This window comes from Rhodococcus sp. ACS1, from assembly GCF_002300155.1.
In the GTDB taxonomy this organism is placed as follows: Bacteria; Actinomycetota; Actinomycetes; order Mycobacteriales; family Mycobacteriaceae; genus Rhodococcus_F; species Rhodococcus_F koreensis.
Genome location: NZ_NSDZ01000005.1, coordinates 850,511 through 873,959, shown reverse-complemented (window position 1 = coordinate 873,959; position 23,449 = coordinate 850,511). Strand labels below are relative to the sequence as shown.

23 protein-coding genes are annotated in these 23,449 nt (G+C 68.8%); 15 read left to right on the top strand and 8 right to left on the bottom strand.

Going from position 1 to position 23,449, the window contains the following annotated elements; translation table 11 throughout:
• Positions 1–39: 39 nt before the first annotated feature.
• Positions 40–675: a TetR/AcrR family transcriptional regulator gene (locus CJ179_RS24800; RefSeq protein WP_095863196.1), complete on the top strand. Its 636-nt coding sequence runs from the start codon at positions 40–42 to the stop codon at positions 673–675.
• Entirely contained in the window at positions 672–1,631 is a 960-nt protein-coding gene (locus CJ179_RS24795; RefSeq protein ID WP_095863195.1) for a C-terminal binding protein, read from the top strand. The genes CJ179_RS24800 and CJ179_RS24795 overlap by 4 nt, the downstream gene beginning before the upstream one ends.
• 28 nt (positions 1,632–1,659) lie before the next feature.
• Here CJ179_RS24795 and CJ179_RS24790 read toward each other — a convergent pair whose 3' ends face one another.
• Positions 1,660–2,442 carry a class II aldolase/adducin family protein gene (locus CJ179_RS24790; protein ID WP_072938892.1) on the bottom strand — a complete coding sequence of 261 codons (783 nt, stop codon included), beginning with the start codon at positions 2,440–2,442 and terminating at the stop codon, positions 1,660–1,662.
• A gap of 115 nt (positions 2,443–2,557) precedes the next feature.
• Positions 2,558–3,142 (bottom strand): TetR/AcrR family transcriptional regulator, encoded by a 585-nt coding sequence (locus CJ179_RS24785; RefSeq protein ID WP_072938894.1) that lies wholly within the window; start codon positions 3,140–3,142, stop codon positions 2,558–2,560.
• Between the two features lie 98 nt (positions 3,143–3,240).
• On the opposite strand from CJ179_RS24785, the gene CJ179_RS24780 reads away from it, so the two are divergent.
• The 3 genes from CJ179_RS24780 to CJ179_RS24770 all read left to right on the top strand — a co-directional run bounded on the left by CJ179_RS24780 (position 3,241) and on the right by CJ179_RS24770 (position 6,824).
• The gene (locus tag CJ179_RS24780) at positions 3,241–4,638 is read left to right on the top strand and encodes a cytochrome P450 (RefSeq protein WP_095863194.1); all 1,398 of its coding nucleotides are present in this window, start codon (positions 3,241–3,243) and stop codon (positions 4,636–4,638) included.
• 76 nt (positions 4,639–4,714) lie between these two features.
• Positions 4,715–6,238 (top strand): MFS transporter, encoded by a 1,524-nt coding sequence (locus CJ179_RS24775; protein WP_095863193.1) that lies wholly within the window; start codon positions 4,715–4,717, stop codon positions 6,236–6,238.
• Positions 6,228–6,824 (top strand): TetR family transcriptional regulator, encoded by a 597-nt coding sequence (locus tag CJ179_RS24770; RefSeq protein WP_072938902.1) that lies wholly within the window; start codon positions 6,228–6,230, stop codon positions 6,822–6,824. Before CJ179_RS24775 ends, CJ179_RS24770 begins: the two co-directional genes overlap by 11 nt.
• A 4-nt stretch (positions 6,825–6,828) precedes the next feature.
• On the opposite strand, the gene lhgO is transcribed toward CJ179_RS24770, so the two are convergent.
• Positions 6,829–8,034, bottom strand: a complete 1,206-nt coding sequence (gene lhgO, locus CJ179_RS24765) for an L-2-hydroxyglutarate oxidase (protein ID WP_072938905.1) — start codon at positions 8,032–8,034, stop codon at positions 6,829–6,831.
• Positions 8,035–8,076: 42 nt separating this feature from the next.
• On the opposite strand from lhgO, the gene CJ179_RS24760 reads away from it, so the two are divergent.
• From CJ179_RS24760 to CJ179_RS24715, 10 genes are all read left to right on the top strand, one after another.
• The gene (locus CJ179_RS24760; protein WP_072938908.1) at positions 8,077–8,346 is read left to right on the top strand and encodes a helix-turn-helix transcriptional regulator; all 270 of its coding nucleotides are present in this window, start codon (positions 8,077–8,079) and stop codon (positions 8,344–8,346) included.
• Positions 8,347–8,426: 80 nt separating this feature from the next.
• On the top strand, positions 8,427–8,999 hold the full coding sequence (locus CJ179_RS24755) for an ATP-dependent Clp protease proteolytic subunit (RefSeq protein WP_095863192.1): 573 nt from the start codon (positions 8,427–8,429) through the stop codon (positions 8,997–8,999).
• A gap of 64 nt (positions 9,000–9,063) precedes the next feature.
• Positions 9,064–11,370, top strand: coding sequence for a carbamoyltransferase HypF (gene hypF / locus CJ179_RS24750; protein ID WP_095863191.1), 2,307 nt, complete (start codon positions 9,064–9,066; stop codon positions 11,368–11,370).
• 44 nt (positions 11,371–11,414) lie between these two features.
• The gene (locus CJ179_RS24745; protein ID WP_095863190.1) at positions 11,415–12,164 is read left to right on the top strand and encodes a hydrogenase assembly protein HupF; all 750 of its coding nucleotides are present in this window, start codon (positions 11,415–11,417) and stop codon (positions 12,162–12,164) included.
• The gene (locus CJ179_RS24740; protein WP_095863189.1) at positions 12,161–12,853 is read left to right on the top strand and encodes an SIS domain-containing protein; all 693 of its coding nucleotides are present in this window, start codon (positions 12,161–12,163) and stop codon (positions 12,851–12,853) included. The genes CJ179_RS24745 and CJ179_RS24740 overlap by 4 nt, the downstream gene beginning before the upstream one ends.
• Entirely contained in the window at positions 12,850–13,950 is a 1,101-nt protein-coding gene (gene hypE, locus CJ179_RS24735; RefSeq protein WP_095863188.1) for a hydrogenase expression/formation protein HypE, read from the top strand. The genes CJ179_RS24740 and hypE overlap by 4 nt, the downstream gene beginning before the upstream one ends.
• Before the next feature lie 26 nt (positions 13,951–13,976).
• Positions 13,977–14,249 (top strand): HypC/HybG/HupF family hydrogenase formation chaperone, encoded by a 273-nt coding sequence (locus CJ179_RS24730; protein WP_005244643.1) that lies wholly within the window; start codon positions 13,977–13,979, stop codon positions 14,247–14,249.
• A 25-nt stretch (positions 14,250–14,274) separates the two neighbouring features.
• Positions 14,275–15,402: a hydrogenase formation protein HypD gene (hypD, locus tag CJ179_RS24725; protein WP_095863187.1), complete on the top strand. Its 1,128-nt coding sequence runs from the start codon at positions 14,275–14,277 to the stop codon at positions 15,400–15,402.
• Positions 15,403–15,409: 7 nt separating this feature from the next.
• Positions 15,410–16,201, top strand: a complete 792-nt coding sequence (locus CJ179_RS24720) for a DUF6390 family protein (RefSeq protein WP_095863608.1) — start codon at positions 15,410–15,412, stop codon at positions 16,199–16,201.
• Positions 16,202–16,237: 36 nt separating this feature from the next.
• Positions 16,238–16,738 (top strand): hypothetical protein, encoded by a 501-nt coding sequence (locus tag CJ179_RS24715; protein WP_095863186.1) that lies wholly within the window; start codon positions 16,238–16,240, stop codon positions 16,736–16,738.
• Positions 16,739–16,745: 7 nt separating this feature from the next.
• On the opposite strand, the gene CJ179_RS24710 is transcribed toward CJ179_RS24715, so the two are convergent.
• From CJ179_RS24710 to CJ179_RS24690, 5 genes are all read right to left on the bottom strand, one after another.
• Positions 16,746–17,513, bottom strand: coding sequence for a DeoR/GlpR family DNA-binding transcription regulator (locus CJ179_RS24710; RefSeq protein WP_072938927.1), 768 nt, complete (start codon positions 17,511–17,513; stop codon positions 16,746–16,748).
• Positions 17,514–17,524: 11 nt separating this feature from the next.
• Complete coding sequence (gene pdxA / locus CJ179_RS24705) at positions 17,525–19,753, bottom strand: 4-hydroxythreonine-4-phosphate dehydrogenase PdxA (RefSeq protein WP_095863185.1); 2,229 nt, start codon at positions 19,751–19,753, stop codon at positions 17,525–17,527.
• Positions 19,754–19,829: 76 nt separating this feature from the next.
• Positions 19,830–20,516 (bottom strand): SDR family NAD(P)-dependent oxidoreductase, encoded by a 687-nt coding sequence (locus CJ179_RS24700; protein WP_072938933.1) that lies wholly within the window; start codon positions 20,514–20,516, stop codon positions 19,830–19,832.
• Positions 20,513–21,808 (bottom strand): exo-alpha-sialidase, encoded by a 1,296-nt coding sequence (locus CJ179_RS24695; protein ID WP_257015752.1) that lies wholly within the window; start codon positions 21,806–21,808, stop codon positions 20,513–20,515. The genes CJ179_RS24700 and CJ179_RS24695 overlap by 4 nt, the downstream gene beginning before the upstream one ends.
• Entirely contained in the window at positions 21,801–23,375 is a 1,575-nt protein-coding gene (locus tag CJ179_RS24690) for an ABC transporter substrate-binding protein (RefSeq protein ID WP_095863184.1), read from the bottom strand. The genes CJ179_RS24695 and CJ179_RS24690 overlap by 8 nt, the downstream gene beginning before the upstream one ends.
• Positions 23,376–23,449 lie beyond the last annotated feature (74 nt).

Genomic DNA, 23,449 nt, shown 5'->3' with positions numbered 1-23,449 from the left:
ACACCGGCGCACGAGGGTGAGTGCGCACGAGCGGGAGGAATGATCGTGCCGAAGATCGTCGACCACGACGAGCGGAGACAAACGCTCGCCGACGCCGTTCTCGCGTTGATCGCCAGGGAAGGAATCTCCGCCGTCACCACGCGGGCGGTGGCGGAGGAGAGCGGATGGTCGACCGGAGTGTTGAACCACTACTTCGGGTCCCGGCACGAACTGCTCCTCGGGGCGCTTCGCCGGGCCGGCGACATCCAGGGCGACCTGTACCGGGCGATCCTCGAGGAGGAGGGCGCCGGTCCGATCGAGAAGCTGCGGAACATCACCGCCAGCATCCTGCCGCTCGACGAACGCCGACTCGCGATGACCCGCGTCTTCCTGTTCTTCTATGCGGAGGGGGCGGCCGAGGACACGGCCCGCGGTGAGATCGCGGGCTTCCTCGCCCGCTGGCGCGGCGTCGTGCGCGAGGCGGTCGTCGCCGCACAGCGGGAGGGCATCGTCTCCGCCGACCTCGACGCGGACGCCGTCACCGTCGCACTGGTGGCGCTGACCGACGGGCTTGCACTGCAGGCCATCCTGGATCCCGTTGTGATGGAAGCGATCAGCACCGGGGACGCGGCCGCGCGCTGCGTCGACGCCGCCGTGCGACGCACCACCGAAGAAGCGGGAGCGGTGGGCACATGACCGACCGTGTCGTCGTCCTCGACGGCTTCATCCCGGCCGAAGTGCTGTCCGATTCTCTTGCCGCCGCGGGTATTTCCGCGGAGGTGATTCATCAGTCCGAGTTCCCGTCCGGACCGGGTGTCGTCGCCCTGCTGGTGGGTCCGGAAAACACCGGACTCGAGCCGCGTCACCTGTCGGCACTCCCGGACCTGCGACTACTGTCGGCCACCTCCGCCGGGTACGACCACCTGCCGGTGTCGGCGGCGCACGAACGCGGCCTGTGGGTCACGCGGGCAGTGGACTACTGCACCGAGGAGGTCGCGGACCACGCGTTCGCGCTCGCCCTCGGACTGATCCGATCCACCCACACCCTCGACGGCTCCGTACGCGCCGGCGGGTGGGACGTCACGGCCGCACCACCGCGGCGCATCGCGGGAACCGTGCTGGGCCTCTACGGCTTCGGCCGGATCGCCGGCGCGCTCGCGGTGCGGGCCCGGACGGTGGGGATGACCGTGCTCGTCAGCGGTCGCGGGCTGAGCGACCGCACCGCGGAACTGGCGGCCGACGGCATCGAGGTGGTCGGGTTCGAGGAACTACTGCGCCGCTCCGACGTATTGAGTCTGCACGTTCCCCTGACCCCCGAGACGCAGGGGCTGATCGACGAGCGTGCGCTGGCGACGATGCGGCGCGGCGGGTATCTGGTGAACGTCTCCCGCGGCGGACTCGTCGACCACGACGCGCTCGGAGCCACACTGCGCAGCGGGCACCTGGCCGGTGCTGCCGTCGACGTCCTTCCGAACGAACCTCCCGCACAGGATGATCCGATCTTGCACATCCCCAACCTCGTGATCACCCCGCACGCCGCGTGGTACTCGCCGCAGGTCGCGCGCACGCTGGCGGAGCAGTCGGCGCGCAACGTCGCCGCGGTCCTGACGGGCGCATCCCCGGTGGGAGTCGTTGCCTCACCGGGGATGTGATTGCCCCTGTCAGTCCTTGTGGCGCTGTTCAGTCCTTGTACTCGGGGGCGGTCCGGTCCAGCATCCGCAGCAGCGCCGCCCACGCCATCTCGTAGGCCTGGTCGTCGGCGAAGTCGTCGGTGGCCTCGCCGGCGAACTGCCGCGCCGTATGCTCGGCGATCTCGGGCGATGGAACGCGCAGGTCGCCCGATGCCTGGGCGGCGATCTGGATGTCACACGCCTTCTCCAGGTAAAACATTCGCAGAAACGCCTCGGCGGCGGACTCGCCGACGGTGAGCAGTCCGTGATTGCGCAGGATCATCGCGGGGTGATCGCGCAGGTCCTCGACCAACCGCACCCGCTCGGCCGTGTTGAGGGCGATGCCCTCGTAGTCGTGGTAGCCGACCCGGTTGTAGAACTCCATCGAGATCTGGTTCAGCGGCAGCAGGCCCTGCTCCTGCGCGGCCACCGCGCACCCGGCCTTCGTGTGGGTGTGCAGCACGCACTGCGCGTCCGTCCGGGCCTCGTGGATCGCGCCGTGGATCACGAATCCCGCAGGGTTGACGTGATATTCGGACGGTTCGACGAGTTCGCCGTCGAGTCCGATCTTCACCAGGTTGGAGGCGGTGATCTCCTCGAAGAGCAGGCCGTACGGGTTGATGAGGAAGTGATGTTCGGGCCCGGGCAGCCGGACCGAGACGTGCGTGAAGATCAGGTCGGTCATCTTGAAATGCGCGAGCAGTCGGTACACCGCCGCGAGTTCACGACGCAGTTCCGTCTCGGTCTTCACCGGATTCGTTCGGCCCTGCGACGTAACGGTGGGTGCACTCATGCGGGATCTCCTTGATCACGGAACGGATTTCGGCTTAAATATATCAACTGATTTATTTAAGTGCCAGTGTTTGGCTACACGTGATCGACATGTTGACGTCGTCGAGACGAGCGGCTCAGTCGAGCCGTCCACTCAGCATGCCCCGCAGCGAGCGGAGGCAGAGTTCCCGTAGCTCGCTCTCGGCGATCGAGGGGTGGTCGAGCCAGTCCATGCAGACGGCGCGGACGAAGGCGATCCAGCCGCGCACGGCGACGCCGACGAGTTCGCGCTCGCCGGCGGGCGGATCGAGCGCGTCGACGATGCGGCGCTGCTGCGCGTCGAGTTCCCGGTCGACGATGGCCCGGATGTCGGCGTCGGCCGACAGCGCGCCGCGGTTGATGGCCCGGACTCCGTGCCGGTGGCTCGCGACGTGCTCGAAGTACGCGTCGAGTCCGGCCGCGACCTGTTCCTCGACGGGGAGTGTGGAGTCGGGGGCCGTCACGTCGAGGAGTCGTTCGGATTCGCGTTCGACGATCGCGGCGAAGAAATCCCGCTTCGTCGGGAAGTAGTGGTACATCAATCCGCGCGACACCTCGGCGAGTTCCGCGACCTCCTCGATCCAGACATCCTCGTAGGGGCGGTCCGCGAACAACCGCGCGCCGATGTCGAGCAACTGCGCGCGCCGCTGCTCCGGGGCGAGTCGACGGCGGGCGCTGGTCATGCCAGCCACCGTACTGCTTGACACCGGTTCAGTAAGGCGTACCTTGCGTACTAGACATCAATTCAGTAACGCGGGCCACATCGACACGGGGGTCGACAATGAGCGTCGGATCACTGCACAGCACAGCGGAGGCGACGATTCCGCATCCCCGATGGCGGCTTCCCGTCTTCGGCGACGTGTTCGGGATCAGCATCCGCACTCCCGTGCAGAATTCGATGGAGATCGGCAGAAAACTCGGGCCCATCTTCGAACGCGACATTCTCGGCAACCGGTTCGTGTTCGCCTCCGGCGCCGACATGGTCGCGGAACTCTCCGACGAATCCCGGTTCGCGAAGCACCTGGCACCCGGCGTCGCGTCGCTGCGTGAGGTCGGCGGCGACGGGTTGTTCACCGCGTACAACCACGAGCCGAACTGGGGCAAGGCACACAACCTCCTCGCACCGGCGTTCACGAAATCCGCGATGCGCTCGTATCACCGCACGATGCTCGACGTTGCCGGCGAACTGACGGAGCACTGGGACGAGCGCGTGGGCGACTCCCCCGTCGACGTGTCGTCCGACATGACGAAGCTGACGCTCGAGACCATCGGCCGGACGGGGTTCAGCTATTCCTTCGATTCCTTCCGACGCGAGCGCCCGCACCCATTCGTGCAGGCAATGGTCGGCGCGCTCAGCCATTCGCAGCGCACCACGTTCGTGAAGTCGACGGCGCTCGGACGCCTGCTGGTCCGGCGGTCGGATCGCCGCAACGTCGCCAACCTGGAACACATGGCCGAGGTCGTCGACGAGGTGATCCGCGCCCGCCGCGACAGCGCCGAGGCCGGCCCCGAGGACCTGCTCGAACTCATGCTGCGGGCGGCCCGGGAGAACGACCCCCACCGGATCGACGAGTTGAACATCCGCCACCAGGTGGTGACGTTCCTGGTCGCCGGACACGAAACGACCTCCGGTGCACTGTCCTTCGCCCTGTACTACCTGTCGCGGCATCCCGACGTCCTCGCGAAGGCTCAGGCGGAGGTCGATGCGGTGTGGGGCGACGAGGAACCCGCGTTCGAGCAGGTCGCCAAGCTCCGCTACGTGCGCCGGGTGCTGGACGAATCGTTGCGGCTGTGGCCGACGGCGCCCGCGTACGGCCGGGAGGCGACGGTCGACACGACCCTCGTCGGCAAGTACCCGATGAAGGTCGGCGACTGGGTCCTCGTCCTCATACCCGCGCTGCACCGCGACCCCGCGTGGGGTGACGACCCGGAGGCGTTCGACCCCGACCATTTCCTGCCCGAGCGCATCCGGTCCCGTCCCGCGCACGTGTACAAGCCGTTCGGGACCGGCGAGCGCGCCTGCATCGGACGGCAGTTCGCCCTCCACGAGGCGGTGCTGGTTCTCGGCACGATCCTGCGCCGGTACGACATCGTGGGCGACCCCGGCTACCGCCTGAAGGTCGCCGAGCGGCTCACCCTCATGCCGGAGGGATTCACGCTGCAGTTACGCCGACGCTGAGCACTGCCGCCCCTTGACAGCCACAAAGTGAGAGTTACTATCAAAATATAGTAACTTCCTTTCGAGTGGAGCTGTCATGAGTGAAACGACGGTCATCGAAGTCACCCCGCGCCGCTGGTGGGCGCTCGGCGCCCTGTCCGTGGCCATGCTGACCATCGGTCTCGACATCACGGTCCTGACGGTGGCGCTGCCCACGCTGGCGGTCGATCTCGGAGCGGACAACTCGCAATTGCAGTGGTTCAGTTCCGCATACACGCTGGTCCTCGCCGCGGCTCTCCTGCCTGCCGGGGCACTCGGCGACCGGTACGGCCGCAAGAAACTGCTGCTCGGCGCACTCGTCCTGTTCGGTGCCGCGTCGCTGCTCTGCAGCTACGCGAGCACGTCGGGTCAGCTGATCGCCGGACGCACTTTGCTGGGGCTGGGAGCCGCGGTGATGATGCCGCTGTCGATGGCGGTGCTGCCCGTCCTGTTCCCCGACGCCGACGAACGGTCGCGGGCACTGACCATCTGGGTGACGTCCACCGCGATCGGACTGCCCCTCGGTCCGATCCTCGGCGGCTGGCTGCTCGGGCACTTCTGGTGGGGATCGGTGTTCCTGATCAACGTGCCCCTGGTCGTCGTCGGCGCGATCGCCGTCGCAACCCTGGTGCCGGAATCGCGTAGCGAGGAGCGGTCGACCACCGACTACCTCGGCGCCGTGCTGTCGTCGCTCGGATTGCTCAGCCTCACTTATGGTTTCATCAAGGCTGGCCAGGACGGCTGGGGCGACGCACTGGCCTTGACGTCGATCGCGGCGTCCGTGGTCGTGCTCGGGCTGTTCGCGATGTGGGAACGGCGGTCACGGCATCCGCTGATCGACACGTCGTTGTTCGCCAGCCCCGGATTCCGCTGGGGCACGATCTTCACGACGCTCGTCAACTTCGGGATGTTCGGGCTGTTCTTCACGGTGCCGCAGTACTTTCAGGCCGTGCTCGGGGTGGACGCGCTGGGCAGCGGACTCCGCCTGCTGCCGTTGATCGGCGGACTGCTGGTCGGCACCCGGCTCTGCGACCAACTACTTCGGCGGGCAGGCGCCCGGCCGGTCATCGTCATCGGGTTCGCACTGCTCACCGCAGGTCTCGCGACCGGCGCCCTGACGTCCGTCGATTCCGCGTACTGGTTCACCGCGACGTGGATCGCGCTCGTCGGCGCGGGAATGGGTTTTGTGATGCCCGCTGCGATGGGAGCCGCCCTGGGGGCGTTGTCCGCCGAACGTTCCGGTTCCGGCTCGGCACTGATCCAGGCGCTGCGACAGGCGGGCGGCACGATCGGGGTCGCGGTGCTCGGCACCGTCCTCGCCACCCGGTACCGGTCCGAACTGGGCGAACTGGACGTGAATCCGGTCCGCGACGGCGTCAACGCCGGCGTCGCGGTGGCCAAGGCAACCGGCGACCCGTCGATGCTCGCGCACGTCCAGGCGTCGTTCGTCTCCGGGATGAGCCTCATGCTGTGGATCTGCGCGGGAATCTGCGCCGTCGCGGTCGTGCTCGCAGCGCGTTTCACGCCCCGCGATACCCCGGCCCCTGCGCAGGATGAGTCAGAATCGGTACATGTCCACTGATGCCCGACCAGGCCTCCGGGAGCGGAAGAAGGCGCGCACCCGGCTGACCATCCGCGCCGAGGCGTTTCGGCTGTTCCACGAACAGGGCTACGCCGACACCACGATCGAGCAGATCGCGGAGGCCGCGGACGTGTCGCCGAGCACGTTCTTCCGCTACTTCCCTACCAAGGAACAACTGGTCCTCGCCGACGATCTCGATCCGCCCATGATCGAGGCCATCGAGGCGCAACCGCCGGACGTCCCGCTGATCACCGCGTTCCGGAAGGCCGCCGAGTCCGTGTTCGCCGGTCTGTCCGAGGCGGACATGGAGTTCGAGCGGACGCGTCAGGAACTGATGTATTCGGTCCCGGAACTGCGCGGGGCCATCATGCAGGAGATGGTGCGCAGCATCGACATGATCGCGGGCGTCACGGCGCGCAGGGTCGGGCGCACCGCCGACGACTTCGAGGTCCGCGCGCTCGCCGGGGCCATCGTCGGCGTCGTCCTCGGTGTGGTCGATCTGCTGCCGGGGAATCTGCCGCTCGCCCTGCGCGCACTGGAATTCCTCGAGGACGGGCTGCCGCTCGGGCGGGACACCACGTCGTAGACCGTCACGTGGTCGTGCGTTCGAGAACTTCCGTCACGACGTGTTCGGCGATGGCGAGCGACGACGTCGCACCCGGGGAGGGCGCGTTCCGGACGTGGATCACGCGGTGCCCCCCGGTGATGACGAAGTCGTCCTCGAGGCTGCCGTCGGCGTTCATCGCCTGGGCGCGAATGCCCCGGGGGCCGCGGGTGACGTCGGAGCGGCGCAGGTCGGGCACATACTTCTGCGCCTCCTTCACGAACTGGCCCGTACTGAGGACGGTGCGGGCCTCGCGGACCGCCGCCGCGGTGTTGTGCGCGGCGAACCGCCAGAATCCGGGAAACCCGACCGCGGACACCACGTCCGATGCCGACCACCCCCGACGGTCGTACGCCTCCCGCCCGAGGGAGAGAAAAGCGTTCGGCCCGAGCATGATTCGCCCGTCGATCCGCTTGGTGAGGTGGACACCGAGGAACGGGTACCGAGGATCCGGGACCGGGTAGATCAGCCCCTTCACGAGTGAGGACCGCTCCGGCTCGAGCAGGAAGTAGTCGCCGAAGAACGGCACCACCCGGGGGGTTCGCGGTTCACCCGACAGCAGCGCCACCCGGTCGGACTGCAGTCCGGCGCACGTGACCACCAGGTCGAAGACCTCACTGCCGTGCCCGGTGGTGACCACCGTTTCCGACGCCCGGCTGTCCAGACCCACGACCTCCCGGCCGAGCAGCACGCGTCCCCCCGCCGCGGCGATGTCCGCGGCGAGGGCCTCCGCGATCGCCACGTAGTCGATGATCGCGGTGTGCGGCGAGTGCACGGCGGCGACCCCGCGGGCGTGCGGTTCGATCTCGGGGATCTCCGCCCCCGCGATCTTGCGGATACCGGGAACCCCGTTGGCCACCGCCCGGTCGAAGATGGCGTCCATCCGGCCCACTTCGGACGCGTCGTGGGCGACCACCACTTTGCCGCACTCCTCGTAGGCCACACCCTTGTCCTGCGCGTACTGCTGCAGGAGGGTGACGCCGCGGCGGCACAGGCGCGCCTTGAGGCTGCCCGGCGGGTAGTACAGACCGGCGTGGACGACGCCGCTGTTGTGCCCGGTCTGGTGGGCCGCGACCCGAGTTTCCTTCTCGAACAGCGTCACCTCGACGGCGTCCATCCGGTGCAGAAGTTCCCGGGCGACCGCAAGACCGATGATGCCGCCGCCGATGACGGCCGCACGAACCTTCGCCATGAGCACCCCTCCGTATACCGTTTTCGAGATACCATCGATGGTATGTCGACCACCCCTCGACGCACGTCTTTTCCCGGACTGGGGAACCTGTCCGATCGGCGTCGAGCGCTGCTGGACGAACTCGTCACCACCCGCCGCGAGCGGGGTCTGACGCAGACGGAGATCGCCGCCCACATGGGCACGTCGCAGTCGGCCGTGGCACGGCTCGAACGCGGCGACGTCGATCCCCGCCTGTCGACACTCGAACGGTATGCCGAGGCCGTGGGCGGGACGGTCGACTGGACGATCTCACCGCACCGGGAGTCACCATGATCTGGCCACCACCCACCCCACCGTCGGTCCCGCCTTTTCACACGCCCTGGCAGCCGGACCCCCGGTTACCGTCGGCACCGATGCCCGTCACGTCCGTCGGCGCTACCGGTGGTCCCGACTGGCTGGCCGAGCGCCTGTTCGACAAACGGATCGTCTCGCTCACCGGCCGGCTCGACGCGGAAGCCACGAACCGCGCGGCGGCGTCGCTGGCGCTGCTCGACGCGTCCGGCGACGACGAGGTCCAGTTGTGGCTGCACGGCGTCGACGCCGACGTCGACGCGGCCGCCACGCTCCTCGACACCCTGGACCTGATGGGCGTCCGGCTGCACGTGCACTGCCGCGGCGACGTCCGCGGAACGGCGATCGCTCTCCTCGCGCCTGCCGACCGCCGGACGGCGGCGGCGCACGCCACGTTCCACCTCCTCGAACCGCGGACGTCCTGCACCGGTCCGGCGTCGGACGTCGCCATCGCCGCGGAACAGCACGAGCAACAGCTGCGCAGACTCCAGCAGCGGATCGCCGACTCCTGCCGGCGTCCCGTCGACACGGTGATCGCAGACATGCGGGACCACCGGATCCTCACCGCCGACGAGGCCCGCGACTACGGGCTGATCGACACGATCACCGGTGCGCGCACCGTCGAAGGCGAGTGATCCGGCAGGCGGACCGCGGGCGCGGCTCTTGCGCCCCGCACCTCGGCGGGGGAATCATCCGAGGATGACGGTCGAACGATCGCGCATCACGGTCCACGGGGTCGTGCAGGGGGTCGGTTTCCGCCCGTTCGTCGCGCGACTGGCCGGTGACCTGGGGTTGCACGGCCACTGCGGCAACGACGACGTCAGCGTGTTCATCGAGATCGAGGGCAAGTCCGCGTCGGTGTCGGAGTTCGTGCGGCGGCTCCGCACGGACGCGCCGCCGATGGCCGTGATCGTGGACGCGACGGTCCAGCCCGTGCCGGTGCGCGGGGACGAGTCGTTCCGGATCATCGACAGCCGGCACGTCCCCGGCGCACGGACGCTGGTGTCGCCGGACGTAGCGACGTGCGCGGATTGCCTTCGCGAACTGGCCGATCCGCACGACCGCCGGTATCGGCACCCGTTCGTCAATTGCACCAACTGCGGGCCGCGGTTCACGGTGATCACCGACCTGCCCTACGACCGGCCGAACACCACGATGGCCGAGTTCCCGCTGTGCGCGGCGTGCCTGGCCGAGTACCGCGACCCTGCCGATCGCCGGTTCCACGCGCAACCGGTGTGCTGCCCCGACTGCGGTCCGCACCTGTTCGCCGAGATCGACGGTCGCCGGGTGGACGGGGACGATGCCGTGATCACCGCGGTGCAGGGGGCGTTGCGGGGCGGCCGGATCGTGGCGGTCAAGGGCCTCGGCGGGTTCCACCTCGTGTGCGACGCCGCCGACGCGTCCGCCGTGGCGACCCTCCGGGCACGCAAGCACCGCCCGGACAAGCCGTTCGCGGTGATGACGGCAGACCTGTCCGTCGCCGCCGAACTGTGCGAGATCTCCGAACCCGAGAGCGCGCTGCTGCGGCACGCGGCCCGGCCGATCCTGTTGCTGCACAAGCGGAATACTGCCACGATTGCCGACGGAATCGCGCCCGGGATCGACGACCTCGGCGTGATGCTGCCGTACACCCCCCTGCATCACCTGCTCTTCACCCGGACCCCCGGCAGCGACGTCGACCCACCGCGGGTGCTGGTCATGACGTCCGGCAACCTCAGCGGCGAACCGCTGTGTTTCGACAACGACGACGCCCGTACCCGGTTGCGGGACATCGCCGACGTGTTCCTGATGCACGACCGCCGGATCGCGGTGCCCTGTGAGGATTCCGTGCTGGCGGTGGCGGACGCGGCGGTGCTGCCGATCCGGCGCTCGCGCGGGTTCGCGCCGCTGCCGGTGGTGCTGCCCGCGCAGGGCCCGGAGATCCTGGCGGTGGGCGCGGAGATCAAGAACACCTTCTGCCTGACCCGGCAGGACTACGCGTTCTGTTCGGCGCACCTCGGAGACATGGGCAGCCTGGAGAGTCAGCGCGCCTTCGAGACATCGGTGCGGCAGTTGACGCAGCTGCACGGGATCACCCCGGAGGCCGTGGTCGCCGACCGGCACCCCGGCTATTCGACGCACCACTGGGCCCGGCGCTACAGCGACAGCACCGGCGTCCCGCTGCTCACCGTGCAGCACCACCACGCGCACGTCGCGTCGCTGATGGCCGAACACGGGTTGGTCGGGACGACGGTGCTCGGTGTCGCGTTCGACGGGACCGGGTACGGCTGCGACACCACCGTGTGGGGCGGCGAACTCCTCCTCGTCGGCCCGGACATCCTCGACTCGCGGCGGGTCGGACACGTGCAGCCGTTCTCACTGCCGGGTGGCGACGCGGCCGTCCGGAATCCGGTGCGGGTGGCACTGGCGCTGCTGCACGAGTGCGGCATCACCGACGTCGGCGGACTGCCCTGCGTGGCGGCGATCCCCGCCGCGGAACGCGCGGCCGTGGAATCGCAACTCGTCTCGGGTGTCGGATGCATCAGGACGACGAGCGCGGGCCGCCTGTTCGACGGCGTCGCGTCGCTGCTCGGGGTCCGGCACCGGGTCACGTACGAGGCGCAGGCGGCCATCGAACTCGAGGCCCTCGCCCGGACCGCCCCGCGCCCCGCGCCCCTCACCATGCAGGTGGAGAACGACCAGCTCACTCTGCCTCTTCTGGTGTCCGGCATCGTCACAAGTCTGCGCGACGGAACCCCGCCCGCGGCGCTCGCGCTCGGCTTCCACCATGCCCTCGCGGGCGCGACGGCGGACCTCGTCGACCGGGCCGCCACCGCGACCGGTGCGTCGACGATCGGGCTGACCGGAGGAGTCTTTCAAAACCGTTTATTCCTCGCACTGGTGAGAGCACACTGGGAGAGCAGCGGTTATCGAGTCCTCACCCACCACCGGGTGCCTCCCAACGACGGAGGACTCTCCCTCGGCCAGGCGGTGATCGGTGCCGCGGCAACCATGCGCGGACCGTGACGTCGGCAGCCCCCGACCGGACGGCCCGGGACGGGAGCTAGTGAATGACCACCACCGCAGAGGCGGGCGGGCACCTCGTCGACACGGACCTGTCCGCGGATCTCGCCGCCGCGGCGTTGTCGCTCGCCCGCAAATTCCATGACGGGGCGACGCTCTGGGTGATCTCACCGCAGTGGGAACCGCACGCCCATCACGTCGCCGTCGAATTCGTCCATCCCGTGATCATGGGCAAACGGGCGCTGCCGTCGGTGGCCCTCGTCGAACCCGATCCGGTGGCGCAGGCCCGGGTGGCGAGCAGGCCCGGCGACATCCTGCTGGCGGTGGCGTCGGCGAACGAACCCGCCGTGGTCGACGCCATGCGCCGCGCACCGGCGTGGGGGGCGACGACGATGTGGATCGGGGCGGGCCCGCGGCCACCGGCCGGCGCGGCGAACCACATCCTCTGGGTCGACTCGGACGACCCGATGGTCCCCGCCACCGGACGGTTCGTCCTCATGTACCACCTGCTGTGGGAACTCACGCACGTCTGCTTCGAGCACTCGGGACTGCTGAAGCCTGACGCCGAGGAGTGCGACGAGACGGTCTGCGTCACGTGCAGCGACGAGGGCCGTCTCGGTGAAGTGGTGATCGAGCCCGCCGAACCCCTCGGCCCCGCCCTGGTCCGCACGGCCGCCGGCGAGGAATGGGTGGACGTCAGCGTCCTCGGCGACGTCCGGCCCAACGACCTCGTCCTGGTGCACGCGGGCGCGGCGATCACGCGACTCGACGACACGAGTCCGGAGGCGAACCGATGACCACCCACGACTCGGAGAGCACCAGCTTCCTCTACCCGTTCATCGACTCGGAGGAAACCGACGCCCAGAGCCTCCTCGACGACCTCGCCGCCTCCGCCTGCGGGAAGGCCGCCGAGAGCGCGCGTCTGCAGAAGGCGTCCCTCGACGAATACGGGGAAGGCCTGACCGCGGCCGGGATCGACATGGCCGACCGGTTCCGCCGCGGCGGCCGCCTCTACACGTTCGGCAACGGCGGCAGTTCCACCGACGCCGCCACGCTGGCGTCGCTGTTCAGCCGTCCCGCCCGCGGACGCCCGGTGGCGGCCTGGTCGCTCGCCGCCGATCAGGCCGTGGTGACGGCGCTCGGCAACGACGTGGGCTTCGATCTGATCTTCAAACGGCAGATCATCGCCCACGCCCGGGACCGCGACGTCGCGATCGCGCTGTCGACGTCGGGGAACTCGGACGACCTGATGACCGCGCTCACCGAGGCGAAGCAGCGGGGGCTGTTGACCATCGGGTTCGCCGGGCACGAGGGCGGCCGGATGGCGGCGATGGCGTCCGCAGGCGAACTCGATTTCTGCTACACCGTCCATTCGCAGAGCATCCACCGGATTCAGGAGAGCCACGCGATGCTCGGGTACCGGCTGTGGTCGGTGGCCCAGGAACACATGACGCGGCCCGCTCCCAACTCCGTGGAGGCTTCATGAGCACAACTGAACCGGCCACGTCGGCGGAACGCGAAGACCGGGTGCTGGAGCGGATCGACAAGTTCCGGCAGCGCAGGCCCCGGCTGCTCGACGAGGTGGTGACACTCGCTCACGGTGCGGGCGGAAAGTCGTCGGCCGCGCTCGTCGACGCGGTGTTCGTGGAGGCGTTCCGCAACGAGGAACTCGAGCAACTCGGTGACGCGGCCGCGCTCACCATGCCGTCGGGTGAGCGGCTCGCGTTCTCCACCGACTCGTACGTGGTTCAGCCGCTGCGGTTTCCCGGCGGTTCCATCGGGCATCTCGCGGTGCACGGGACCGTCAACGATCTCGCCGTGTCCGGTGCGCGCCCCAAGTGGTTGTCGGCGGCGTTCGTCATCGAGGAGGGTTTCCCGATCGCCGAACTGCGGGAGATCGTCGCCGACATGAGCGAGGCGGCTGTCCTGTCGGGAGTGCAGATCGTCACCGGCGACACCAAGGTCGTCGGCAAGGGCGCCGCTGACGGGGTCTACATCTCCACCGCCGGCGTCGGTGTCATCCCGGAGGGCAGGCGGCTGTCGCCCGACCTCGTGCGCGCGGGCGACAAGGTGCTGCTGTCGGGCACGATCGGCGCACACGGGATGGCCGTGATGCTCGCCCGCGGCGACCTGGCCATCGAGGCCGACATCGCCTCCGACACGGCCCCCGTCAATTCCCTGGTGGAGACGCTGCTGGAGGCGGCCCCGTCGACGCGGTGGATGCGGGACGCCACCCGTGGCGGCGTCGGCACCGTGTGCAACGAACTGGCCCATGCCTGCCAGCTCGCCGTGATCATCGATGAGCAGTCGCTGCCCATCGAGCCTCAGGTGCTCGGTGCCTGCGACATGCTCGGCATCGACCCGCTGTACGTCGCGAACGAGGGCAAGTTCGTCGCCATCGTCGCGGCGGAGGAGGCGGACGCGGCCGTCGCGGCGCTGCGAGCCCACCCGCGGGGAGCTGACGCGACCGCGGTGGGCGAGATCCTGGCCGAACCGCCGGGCATCGTCGCACTGCGAACCTCGTTCGGCGGCAGCCGGATCGTCGACATGCTCGTCGGTGACCCGCTCCCCCGAATCTGCTGAAGAACAGCCCGAGAAGGAGAACCACGATGTGTCTGGGGATACCCGGTCAGGTGGTCGACATCGTCGACGCCGAACAGCATCTGGCCAAGGTGGACGTGAACGGCGTCCAGAGAACGATCAGTGTGCGACTGCTCGCCGAAGAGGGTCTCGTCGTCGGTGACTGGGTGCTCGTGCACGTCGGCTTCGCGATGGCGAAGATCGACGAGATCGAGGCGCAGCTGACGCTGGATCAGGTGCAGAAGATGGGCGCCGACTACGTGAACGAGATCGACGCGTTCAACTCGTCCGAAATCGCGTGACTACAGCAAGAACGAGGTAACAGGGATGAAGTTCGTCGACGAATTCCGGGACCCGGCGGCGGCGCGCGCCCTGGTCAAATCCATCACCGAACTGGCCCGCGGTGACGAGTTCAAGTTCATGGAGGTGTGCGGCGGGCACACCCACACCATCTACCGGCACGGCATCGAGCACCTGCTTCCGGAGTCCGTGGAGTTGGTGCACGGCCCCGGATGCCCGGTGTGCGTCATCCCGATGGGCCGCGTCGACGACGCCATGTGGCTGGCCGAGCAACCCGGCGTCATCTTCACGACGTTCGGCGACATGATGCGGGTGCCCGGATCCAAGGGAAACCTCATCGAGGCGAAGGCCCGCGGCGCGGACGTCCGCTTCGTGTATTCGCCGCTGGACGCGCTGAAGGTGGCCCTCGACAACCCCGACCACCAGGTGGTGTTCTTCGCCGTCGGGTTCGAGACCACCGCGCCGTCCACCGCGGTGACCCTGGTGCGCGCGCGGGCGCTGGGCGTGCAGAACTTCAGCGTGTTCTGCAACCACGTCACGATCGTTCCGCCGATCAAGGCCATCCTCGAATCCCCCGACCTGCGGTTGTCGGGTTTCCTCGGCCCGGGCCACGTGTCCACCGTGGTGGGGCTGCGGCCGTACCGGTTCGTGTCCGAGGTGTACGGGAAACCGATGGTGGTCGCGGGCTTCGAGCCTCTCGACATCCTCGCGTCGGTGCACATGCTGCTCCAGCAGATTCGCGAGGGCCGCTGTGAGATCGAGAACCAGTACAAGCGGGTGGTGCGCGCGGAGGGCAACGTGCAGGCACTGAAGCTGATGGCCGAGACGTTCGAACTGCGCCCGCACTTCGAATGGCGCGGACTCGGTTTCATCTCGCAGAGCGCGCTCAAGGTCCACCGGAACTACGCCGAGTTCGACGCCGAGGAGAAGTTCTCGATGCCGGGTGTGCGGGTGGCTGATCCGAAGGCCTGCCAGTGCGGCGAGGTCCTCAAGGGCGTCATCAAACCCTGGGAATGCAAGGTGTTCGGGACGGCGTGCACCCCGGAGACTCCGATCGGCACGTGCATGGTCTCCCCCGAGGGTGCGTGCGCCGCGTACTACAACTTCGGCCGGCTCCACCGCGAGACGGCGCAATTGCTCGGTCAGCGAGGCTGACCAGGTGATCCCTCCCGGGCACCGCGTGTTCGCGCAGTACGCGCACGCCCCGAATGCCCTGGGGTACTGCGGTCCTCCCGGCTCGGAGCGACTGCAGGCCGTCGCGTGCGGCGGCACGCCGGAGACCGATGTGGTGGCGATGGCGAGGCAGTTCAGCGGCGCGTGGCCGTACCAGGAGGTGATCGCCCGGCTCGCCGGAATCGCGGACCCATTGGACGAGAGGGTTGTCCGGGGGTACTGGATCGCGGACGAACTCTCCGACCACATCGACCGGGCCGAGTTCGGCTCCGCCCTGCTGTCCCGCCTCGCGTCGCAGGCCGGTCACTACTGGAAGCACCTCACCGCGGACCTGCTCGGGGAGGCGGCGCCGACCCACAACTTTCACGTGTTCGGGGTGTACCCGTGGTCGCGGCTGCTGGACACCGGAATGCCGCAGCCACTGCAGGTTCTCGACTCCTGCCGCATCCGCTGGGGTGAGGTGGTGGGGGTCGACGCCGATCGTGCGCTCGTCCGGTCGCGCCGCCTGTCGTGGGACGGAACCCGGCTGTCGCTCGGCCCCGAGCAGGACGACCCGGCCGACTACCGCGTGCCCGAGGGAACTTTCGTGCACGATCTCGCCGTGGGCGACCGGGTGGCGGTGCACTGGGATTTCGTGTGCGACCGCCTCGACCCGGACCAGGTCGAGCGGTTGGCCCGGCAGACGGAATGGCAACTTGCACAGACCAATCGACGACTCGATCGGGAGGTGACCACCACTTCACCGAAACGGACCGACCGGAACGTTTCCCGGTTACCATGACTACAACTCACGGCCTGTGGCCGGATCGGAGCCGACATGAAGAAGATTCTGAATTCCCTGTCCGAGGACGAGTTCGTGCTGATTCGCGAGACCAAGAAGGCGCAGATGGCCGGCTTGGACGAGGACAAGCTGATCAAGCTGCACACCCGCGTTCGCCGCGCCCGCAACAAGCACGTCAAGCTGTACCGCCAGGAAGGCGCAGCGAAGGTCGAGGACAAGGGAGCGCGTGCGGCCGGTAAGGCGGCCAACGTCCGCAACGCCGACAAGGCCGAAGTCTTCGAGGCAGCACTCAGCCGGGTGAGCCGCCAGTTGGCGACGGCGGCACGCGCCAGCGCTCAGGACTTGAAGGACGAACGACTCGCCCGTGCCCGCAGCGACTCCCCCTCCTTCAGCGAACTCGGCGACAGTGACGGCAAGGTCGGCTCGTCCGGCAAGGCCCGCGTCGACGCCACCCGGAAATCGTCCGGCCGCAAGAAATTCGAAGCCTCCACCATCGCCGCGGGCGCACGGAAACAAGCGAAGAAGGACAAGCGGTAAACCGGCGTCAGACGCGCACGACACGCATCCCTGCGGCTTCGAAGGACGCCGTCTCCCCGATGTCTGCGGAGTCGTCGGTGACGATGGTGGTTCCGGGTGGGATCGGCGCCCACGCATGGAACGGGCGCTGCCCGAGTTTTGCCGCGTGCGCCAGCACGTACACCTCGTCCGCGCGGGCGATCATGATTTCCTTGAGGCGCGTCTGCTCCAGTTCGGCTTCGCAGATGCCCAGATCCGCGGTGACGGCATCCGCCCCGAGGAACGCGCGATCGAACGTGACACGTTGGAGGGTGGCCTCCGCCAGCGGTCCGACGAACCCCTGACTGAGATGGCGGAGTGTTCCCCCGATGCACTCGACGCGCACGGAGTCGGCGTCGGCGAGCGATTCGAGGGCGGTCAGACCGGCCGCGATGACCGTGATGTCTTCGATGTCGCGCAGAAACTCCCCCATCGCACCCACCGTGGTGCCCGCGTCGAGCAGGATGGTCTCGCCCGGCCGGACCTGGCTGGCGGACCATTCCGCGATAGCGCGCTTCGCGTCGAAACCCTCGAGAGCGCGCTGGCGGAGTGACGATTCCTGCTGGGGGTCGAGCGCGATGGCGCCACCGTAGGTGCGGGCGATCAGCCCCTGGGAAGTGAGCTGGCTCAGGTCCCGCCGGATGGTGGAGGCGGTGACACCGAACTGTGCCGACAGGTCGTCGACGCTGGCCAGCCCGCTCGACCGGGCCAGCCGCACGATCTCGGATCGGCGTGCTTCCGACTCGCGAACCGCCATGTTTCGTCCCCCTACTTCACAACCGCTGTGCTGGTTGCCAATTCGGCAGCCTGACGAAGAGCTTCGACCATACTACCGGCCTCCGCAATACCCTTGCCTGCGATGTCGAAGGCGGTGCCGTGGTCGACGGACGTCCGGATGACGGGCAGCCCGACCGTGATGTTGACACCCGCCTCGATGCCGAGGACCTTCACCGGCCCGTGCCCCTGATCGTGGTACATCGCCACGATCAGGTCGTAGTCGCCGCGTCCCGCGAGGAAGAATGCGGTGTCGGCAGGCAGGGGTCCGTGGACGTCGATGCCGTCCGCCTTCAGCAGCTCGACCGCGGGAATGATCTTCTGCTCCTCCTCCCCGTAGCCGAACAGCCCGTGCTCGCCGGCGTGCGGGTTGATGCCGCACACCCCGATCTTCGGTTCCGGGATTCCGGAGCGCACGAGCGCCTCGTGCCCACGCCGGATCGTCCGCTCGACGAGTCCGGGTTCGATCTTCGCGACGGCGTCGAGCAGGCCGATGTGGGTGGTCACGTGGATCACCTTCAGCTTCGGCGTCGACAGCATCATGGACACCTCCTCGGTGCCGGTGAGGTGCGCGAGGAGTTCGGTGTGCCCCGGGAAGATGTGGCCTGCGGCGTGCAGAGCCTCCTTGTTGAGCGGGGCCGTGCAGATGGCCTGCACCTCCCCGCGCACCGCGAGTTCGCTGGCGACGCGGATGTACTCGTACGCGGCGTGACCGGCGACCGGGGACAGTTCGCCCCACGCCAGGTCTTCGGGCAGGAGGTCGAGATCGATGACGTTGACGCGCCCGGGCACCGACTGCGCGTCGGCGATCGATTCGACGGTCACGATGTCGACGTCGATGCCGAGCACGTTCGCCGCGAGACGCAGCCGCTTCGCGTCGCCGATGACGACGGGCTTGCACCAGGACAGGGTGGCCTCGTCCAGCAGGGCGGGGACGATCACCTCGGGGCCGATTCCGGCGCCGTCGCCCATGGTGACGGCGACGATGGGCAGGTTCGCGGTATCGGTTGACGCGCTCATGTGAGGTCCTCGCTGTGTGGGAGTGTGGGTGGGCGGCTCATGGCCGCACAGGTAGGCCGCGATCGCGGAGAGACTGGTCGAGTCGCCGAAACTGCCGGGCTTGGTGACGACGCGACGGCCGTCGGATGCGACGGAGGCGACGGCGCCGTGGTGCACCTCGTGGACCGGCCGGAGTGACGTGATGCCCAGCGCGTCGACGATGGCCCGCGCCGTCTCCCCGCCGGTGAGCACAAGATCGGAGCGGTGGCCGTTCTGCAGGGCGGCGACCAGTCGGCCGAGCGCCGCCGACAGCGTCCGCGCGTTCGACGGGTCGACGTCTCCGGTGACCGTCAGGACTGCGTGACCGCTGTCGAGTGCGCGGCTCAGGGGCCCGGTGTCGACGTCGCCGAGGAGAAGGTTGCGGGCGCCGACGGGGATGTGCCGGGCACCGTCGGCGACGAGTGATGCAACCTGTTGCACAGCAATGGGTTCCGCCGTTCCGACGACGGTCAGGACGGAGTCCGCGGGCGTGACCGCGGGAGCGGTGACGTCGCGTCGGGGCAGGGTGCGCGCCACGGCCGCGGCGAGGGCGGACGTCCCGGCCAGTCGCACTCCGGGAATGGTGCGGCAGGCCAGGACGATCGAGTCGAGGTCGGTCTCGGTCTCGACGTCGCAGATCGCGATGGCGCCGTCGGACGCCGCGCGGGCCAGCGCCTGGCCGACGCCGGGACCGCGGGGCACGCACCGCGTGGGACGGCCCGGGAAGAGTGCGGCCACCGATTCCGGCGGCGGGGTGGGTTCCGCCGACCAGACGCCGGCGGCATGGAGTGGCGTCGAACCGACGTGCACGACGCCGCCGCGCACGGTCCGGTCGAGTGCGGGCAGGCCCGCCGCGAAAACCACCGGACCGCTGTCGGCGAGAATTCCCACCTCGGCCCCGATGTTCCCGCGCAGAAGTGAGTCGATCTTCTTCACCACGAGCGTGCCGGACGGAACGCCGTCGAGGGCACGGCGCATCGTCCGGGCCGCACCCTCGGCGCTCATCGACCGGGTGTCGAGATCCGCGATGACGACTCCGCCCGCCGCGTGCGCCTCGCCGGCGCCGAGAAGAAGCGACAGGGGCGCACTCCGGTCGAGAAAGGCGCTCGCCACTTCCGCCGCACCGGACAGGTCGTCGGCGAAGACCGCGACGGCCGGATCCGGTCCGATCGAGTTCGGTCTCATGACGCCGCCTTTGCCCGATTATGTGCGCGTTCCGTGCATCGAATGCTAGCAGTTATGCGCGTTGCGCGCAGCATGTTCACAGTGAAGCCCCCGCGCACTGCACGATCGCCTGACCCGTGATGCTCCCGCCGAGCGGTCCGACGAGGAAGCCGATCAGCCCCGCCACCTCCTCCGGCGCGATGAAACGGCCGAGCGGCGGAAGCTTCGGGGGCGTCGACGTGCGTGCCGGATCGTTCAGCATCGGGGTGTCCGTCGGCCCCGGCGCGACCACGTTGACCGTGATCGCCCGGTGCACCAACTCGGCGGCCCAGGACCGCGACATCCCCACGAGGGCCGACTTGGTGGCGGCGTACTGACTCTTGCCCGCCGCCCCGGACATCGTGCGGCTCCCGACCAGGACCACCCGGCCACCGTCGCGCATCGACGGCACGAGCCCGTTGACGAGGACCTCGGCGGCCGCGACGTGGATACGCCACATGTCCAGGCCGTCCTCCACCCGGAGTTTCCCCAGGGGCGCCGAGGACTGCAGTCCGGCCGCATGGATGACGGCGTCCACCGGACCGACCGCCGTCGCCTCCGCGGACAACGCGTCGAGATCACCGAGATCGACGGCAACCCGGGCGAACCGATCGTGATCGATGCCGGGATCCCGCCTGCTGAATCCGGTGACCGACCACCCGTCGTCCAGAAGCCGGCGGGCGGTGGCGGCGCCGATGCCGGAGCTGACCCCGGTCACGACCGCCCGCTTCGCATCCCCCGTCACGACCGGCCCCCGTCGGCAATCCAGCCCGCCTCGAGTTCGACGTACTCGATCGCCTGACGGAACCGGGTGAACGCCACGTGCAGGTGACCGTCGTTCCCGGCGGTGATGCTGGGGTACGAGTACTCACGGTTCAGGCCGTCGCGGGAGTTGTTGGACAGGCAGTAGCCGTCGCCGACCTCGATGTCGCGGCGATGCGGCCACGTCCGGCCACCGTCCTCGGACATCGCCAGCGTCATCGGCGCGCGGGGGGCACCCCAGAACGCGCTGCGGCTGTCGCCGTCGTCGAGTGGTTCCGGTTCCGCGTCCGCCGCCGCGGGCGGTGCGTCGGCGAGTCCGTCGTCGTCGATCTCGTCGTACAGGGACGTCCGCCGCGCGGTGGCGTTCACGGCGCTGGACTCGTTGAACACCAGGGCGAGCCGGTCGTCGGACAGCACGACGAACTGGATGGACGAATTATTGTTGGGCAGTTCGGTGGCCTCCGGCTCGGTCCAGGTGTCGCCGTCGTCCGTCGAGACGCTGCGGTAGATCGAGTCCGCCCAGCGGCTGCGGTAGAGGGCGACGAGGGTGCCGTTGGAGAGGCGTCCGATGTTCATGTGCACACAGCCGACGCTGCCCGGCACGACCACCTCCCGCCAGGACTCGCCGTCGTCGGAGATCATCACGCTGCTGTAGTCGCGATCGCCCACCCATTTGCGGCCCTCGATGCGGACGCAGTGGAACACGGGCAGCAGGAGCCGCCCGGTGGGGAGTGCGATGACCGGTTGCCGCACGAACACGCCGCCGGCGTCGGTCTCCGGCAGCAGGATGTGCGCCTCGCCCCACGTCCGGCCGCCGTCGGCGGAGATGCGCCGCATGACCCGCGCCGTGTCCTGGTTGCCGGCGTGCTGGGACGTCCACAGCAACCACACGGCGCCCGTCTTCGTCACGTGCAGAACGGGATTCTGCTCCGACCGCGTCGGATCATCGGACAGCTGCACCGGCCCGGACCACACGCCCACGCCCGGGGCGAGCCGGGAGAACCAGACGCTGATGTCCGGCACACCCTCCTGGGTGCCTGCGAACCACACGCACCCGAGGGACCCGTCGGGCAGGACCGTGAGATTGGCCGCGTGATTCTGCACCTGCGGCGCGGGGAGCAGAGCGTCGCGTCGACCCGCCTCGGCGACGTCACGTAGGACGCCGTCGGTGAGCCGGGTATCGGTTGCGGGACTCGGTGTGGTCATCTGCGTCTCCAGTGCGTGGATGGTGGCGGGCGGGTTGTCGACGGCGGCGGTCGCGTCACGTCTAGGCATGCAGCGCCGCGACACTCAGGTCGTAGGAATTCGTGGGCCGCAACGCGACACCGTCGATCCGCGAGCGGCGCGCGAGGACCGCTTTCGGGACGAACGACCACAGACACGGGCACGTGTCCCAGATCCGGCGTTGCGCATCCGCGAGAAGTTCGCCGCGCCGGGTGGCGTCGGCCTCCTCGGAGGCCTGGGTGATGGTCTGGGTGATCTCGGGAAAGATATACCCGTGGTAGGTGTCCCGGGTCGCTTCCTTCTCCGCGGTGCCGGCGTACATGCCCTGCATGATGGTCAGGGCCAGACCGGTCGGGCTCGGGAAGCCGTTGCCGAGGACGTCCCAGTCGCCGGCCTTGCCCTGACGCCACTGCGAGATGTCGCCGCCGGGTTCGAACTGCTGCAGGGTGGTTCGCACACCGACCGCGGACAGCATCTGCAGCACCGATTCCATGATGTCGGTGTCGGCGGCGAACTCGCCTGTCTCCCAGATGATCTTCAGCTCCAGGTCGCGGACCCCGAGGCCGTCGAGTTCGCCGCGGGCACGCGCCGGGTCGTAGCTGTATTCGCCGGTCTCGACAGCGCCGTCGAGGGTGAGGGGAATGACCCCGCGCGACTGGGTGGCGGAGCCCTGGAGAACCTGGTCGACGAGGGCTCGCCCGTCGATCGCGTAGGTCAGGGCCCTGCGCACCCGCGCGTCGGCCAGCGGATGCCCCTGCGGCTTCCGGAAATTGAAGAAGAGTTGATTCAGTCGCACGCCGTCGATCCGGTCGATCGAGACACCCGACAGTCCGGCGAGTTGGTCCGCCGCGTCCGGGGTGATGGAGTCGATGACGTCGACCTCGCCGCTCCGCAACGTCACGACGCGGTTCGACTCGTCCGGCACGAAGCGGACGCGCACCGATTCGATCTGCGCCGGCGTTCCCCAGTAGTTCTCGTTGCGCACCAGTGTGTAGTTGCCGGTGCCGCGGTCGCTTTCGGTCACGACATACGGTCCGGTTCCCACACCGGACTGCAGTTCCTCGGGAAGGTTCGCGGCCGCCGGGGTGACGAGAATGTTCGACATGAGGTAGTCGAGCACGGGGACGGGACGTTCGGTGTTGAGGGTGAAGCTGGTGTCGTCGATCTGGTCGACCGTGGGCCACTCGGGAAAGAATCCGCCGACGAAGGATCCGTCGACCTGGCTGTACATCTGCAGGGCCGTCGCGACGTCCTGCACCCGCACCGGCGTTCCGTCCGAATAGCGGATGCCGGGCCGCAGGTGCACGTACCACTGGGTGGGTGCGACGAGTTCGAACCGGTCGGCCAGAACGAGCCGGGGCCGCAGGTCGCGGTCGATTTCGGTGAGGGCTTGCCGCACCCCCCGCTGCACCGTCAGTGCGGCATCGAACTGGTTCAGCTTGTTGTCGAGGCTCACGAGCGATCGGTTCAGGGCCAGGCTCACGGTCCTCGGTCCGGGTGTTCCGGTCGGCGTCGCGCAGCCCGCTGCGGAACCGAGCGTGAGGCCGGCGCCGAGCAGGAGACCCGACCTGAGCAGCGTTCTCCTCGAAAAACGCTGTTCGAAAAGAGAATTGGTCATCGTCGACCTCTCGGGACTATGGGTGTGGGGCGCAGCGATCAGGCACGGCGCGAGGCGGTTGCCCACCAGGCGAT

Bases quoted from the DNA above. Each gene is read 5' to 3' on its own strand.
- CJ179_RS24800 (WP_095863196.1), top strand. From the start codon at position 40: ATGATCGTGCCGAAGATCGTCGACCACGACGAGCGGAGACAAACGCTC.
- CJ179_RS24795 (WP_095863195.1), top strand. From the start codon at position 672: ATGACCGACCGTGTCGTCGTCCTCGACGGCTTCATCCCGGCCGAAGTG.
- CJ179_RS24790 (WP_072938892.1), bottom strand. From the start codon at position 2,442: ATGAGTGCACCCACCGTTACGTCGCAGGGCCGAACGAATCCGGTGAAG.
- CJ179_RS24785 (WP_072938894.1), bottom strand. From the start codon at position 3,142: ATGACCAGCGCCCGCCGTCGACTCGCCCCGGAGCAGCGGCGCGCGCAG.
- CJ179_RS24780 (WP_095863194.1), top strand. From the start codon at position 3,241: ATGAGCGTCGGATCACTGCACAGCACAGCGGAGGCGACGATTCCGCAT.
- CJ179_RS24775 (WP_095863193.1), top strand. From the start codon at position 4,715: ATGAGTGAAACGACGGTCATCGAAGTCACCCCGCGCCGCTGGTGGGCG.
- CJ179_RS24770 (WP_072938902.1), top strand. From the start codon at position 6,228: ATGTCCACTGATGCCCGACCAGGCCTCCGGGAGCGGAAGAAGGCGCGC.
- lhgO (WP_072938905.1), bottom strand. From the start codon at position 8,034: ATGGCGAAGGTTCGTGCGGCCGTCATCGGCGGCGGCATCATCGGTCTT.
- CJ179_RS24760 (WP_072938908.1), top strand. From the start codon at position 8,077: ATGTCGACCACCCCTCGACGCACGTCTTTTCCCGGACTGGGGAACCTG.
- CJ179_RS24755 (WP_095863192.1), top strand. From the start codon at position 8,427: ATGCCCGTCACGTCCGTCGGCGCTACCGGTGGTCCCGACTGGCTGGCC.
- hypF (WP_095863191.1), top strand. From the start codon at position 9,064: ATGACGGTCGAACGATCGCGCATCACGGTCCACGGGGTCGTGCAGGGG.
- CJ179_RS24745 (WP_095863190.1), top strand. From the start codon at position 11,415: ATGACCACCACCGCAGAGGCGGGCGGGCACCTCGTCGACACGGACCTG.
- CJ179_RS24740 (WP_095863189.1), top strand. From the start codon at position 12,161: ATGACCACCCACGACTCGGAGAGCACCAGCTTCCTCTACCCGTTCATC.
- hypE (WP_095863188.1), top strand. From the start codon at position 12,850: ATGAGCACAACTGAACCGGCCACGTCGGCGGAACGCGAAGACCGGGTG.
- CJ179_RS24730 (WP_005244643.1), top strand. From the start codon at position 13,977: ATGTGTCTGGGGATACCCGGTCAGGTGGTCGACATCGTCGACGCCGAA.
- hypD (WP_095863187.1), top strand. From the start codon at position 14,275: ATGAAGTTCGTCGACGAATTCCGGGACCCGGCGGCGGCGCGCGCCCTG.
- CJ179_RS24715 (WP_095863186.1), top strand. From the start codon at position 16,238: ATGAAGAAGATTCTGAATTCCCTGTCCGAGGACGAGTTCGTGCTGATT.
- CJ179_RS24710 (WP_072938927.1), bottom strand. From the start codon at position 17,513: ATGGCGGTTCGCGAGTCGGAAGCACGCCGATCCGAGATCGTGCGGCTG.
- pdxA (WP_095863185.1), bottom strand. From the start codon at position 19,753: ATGAGACCGAACTCGATCGGACCGGATCCGGCCGTCGCGGTCTTCGCC.
- CJ179_RS24695 (WP_257015752.1), bottom strand. From the start codon at position 21,808: ATGCCTAGACGTGACGCGACCGCCGCCGTCGACAACCCGCCCGCCACC.
- CJ179_RS24690 (WP_095863184.1), bottom strand. From the start codon at position 23,375: ATGACCAATTCTCTTTTCGAACAGCGTTTTTCGAGGAGAACGCTGCTC.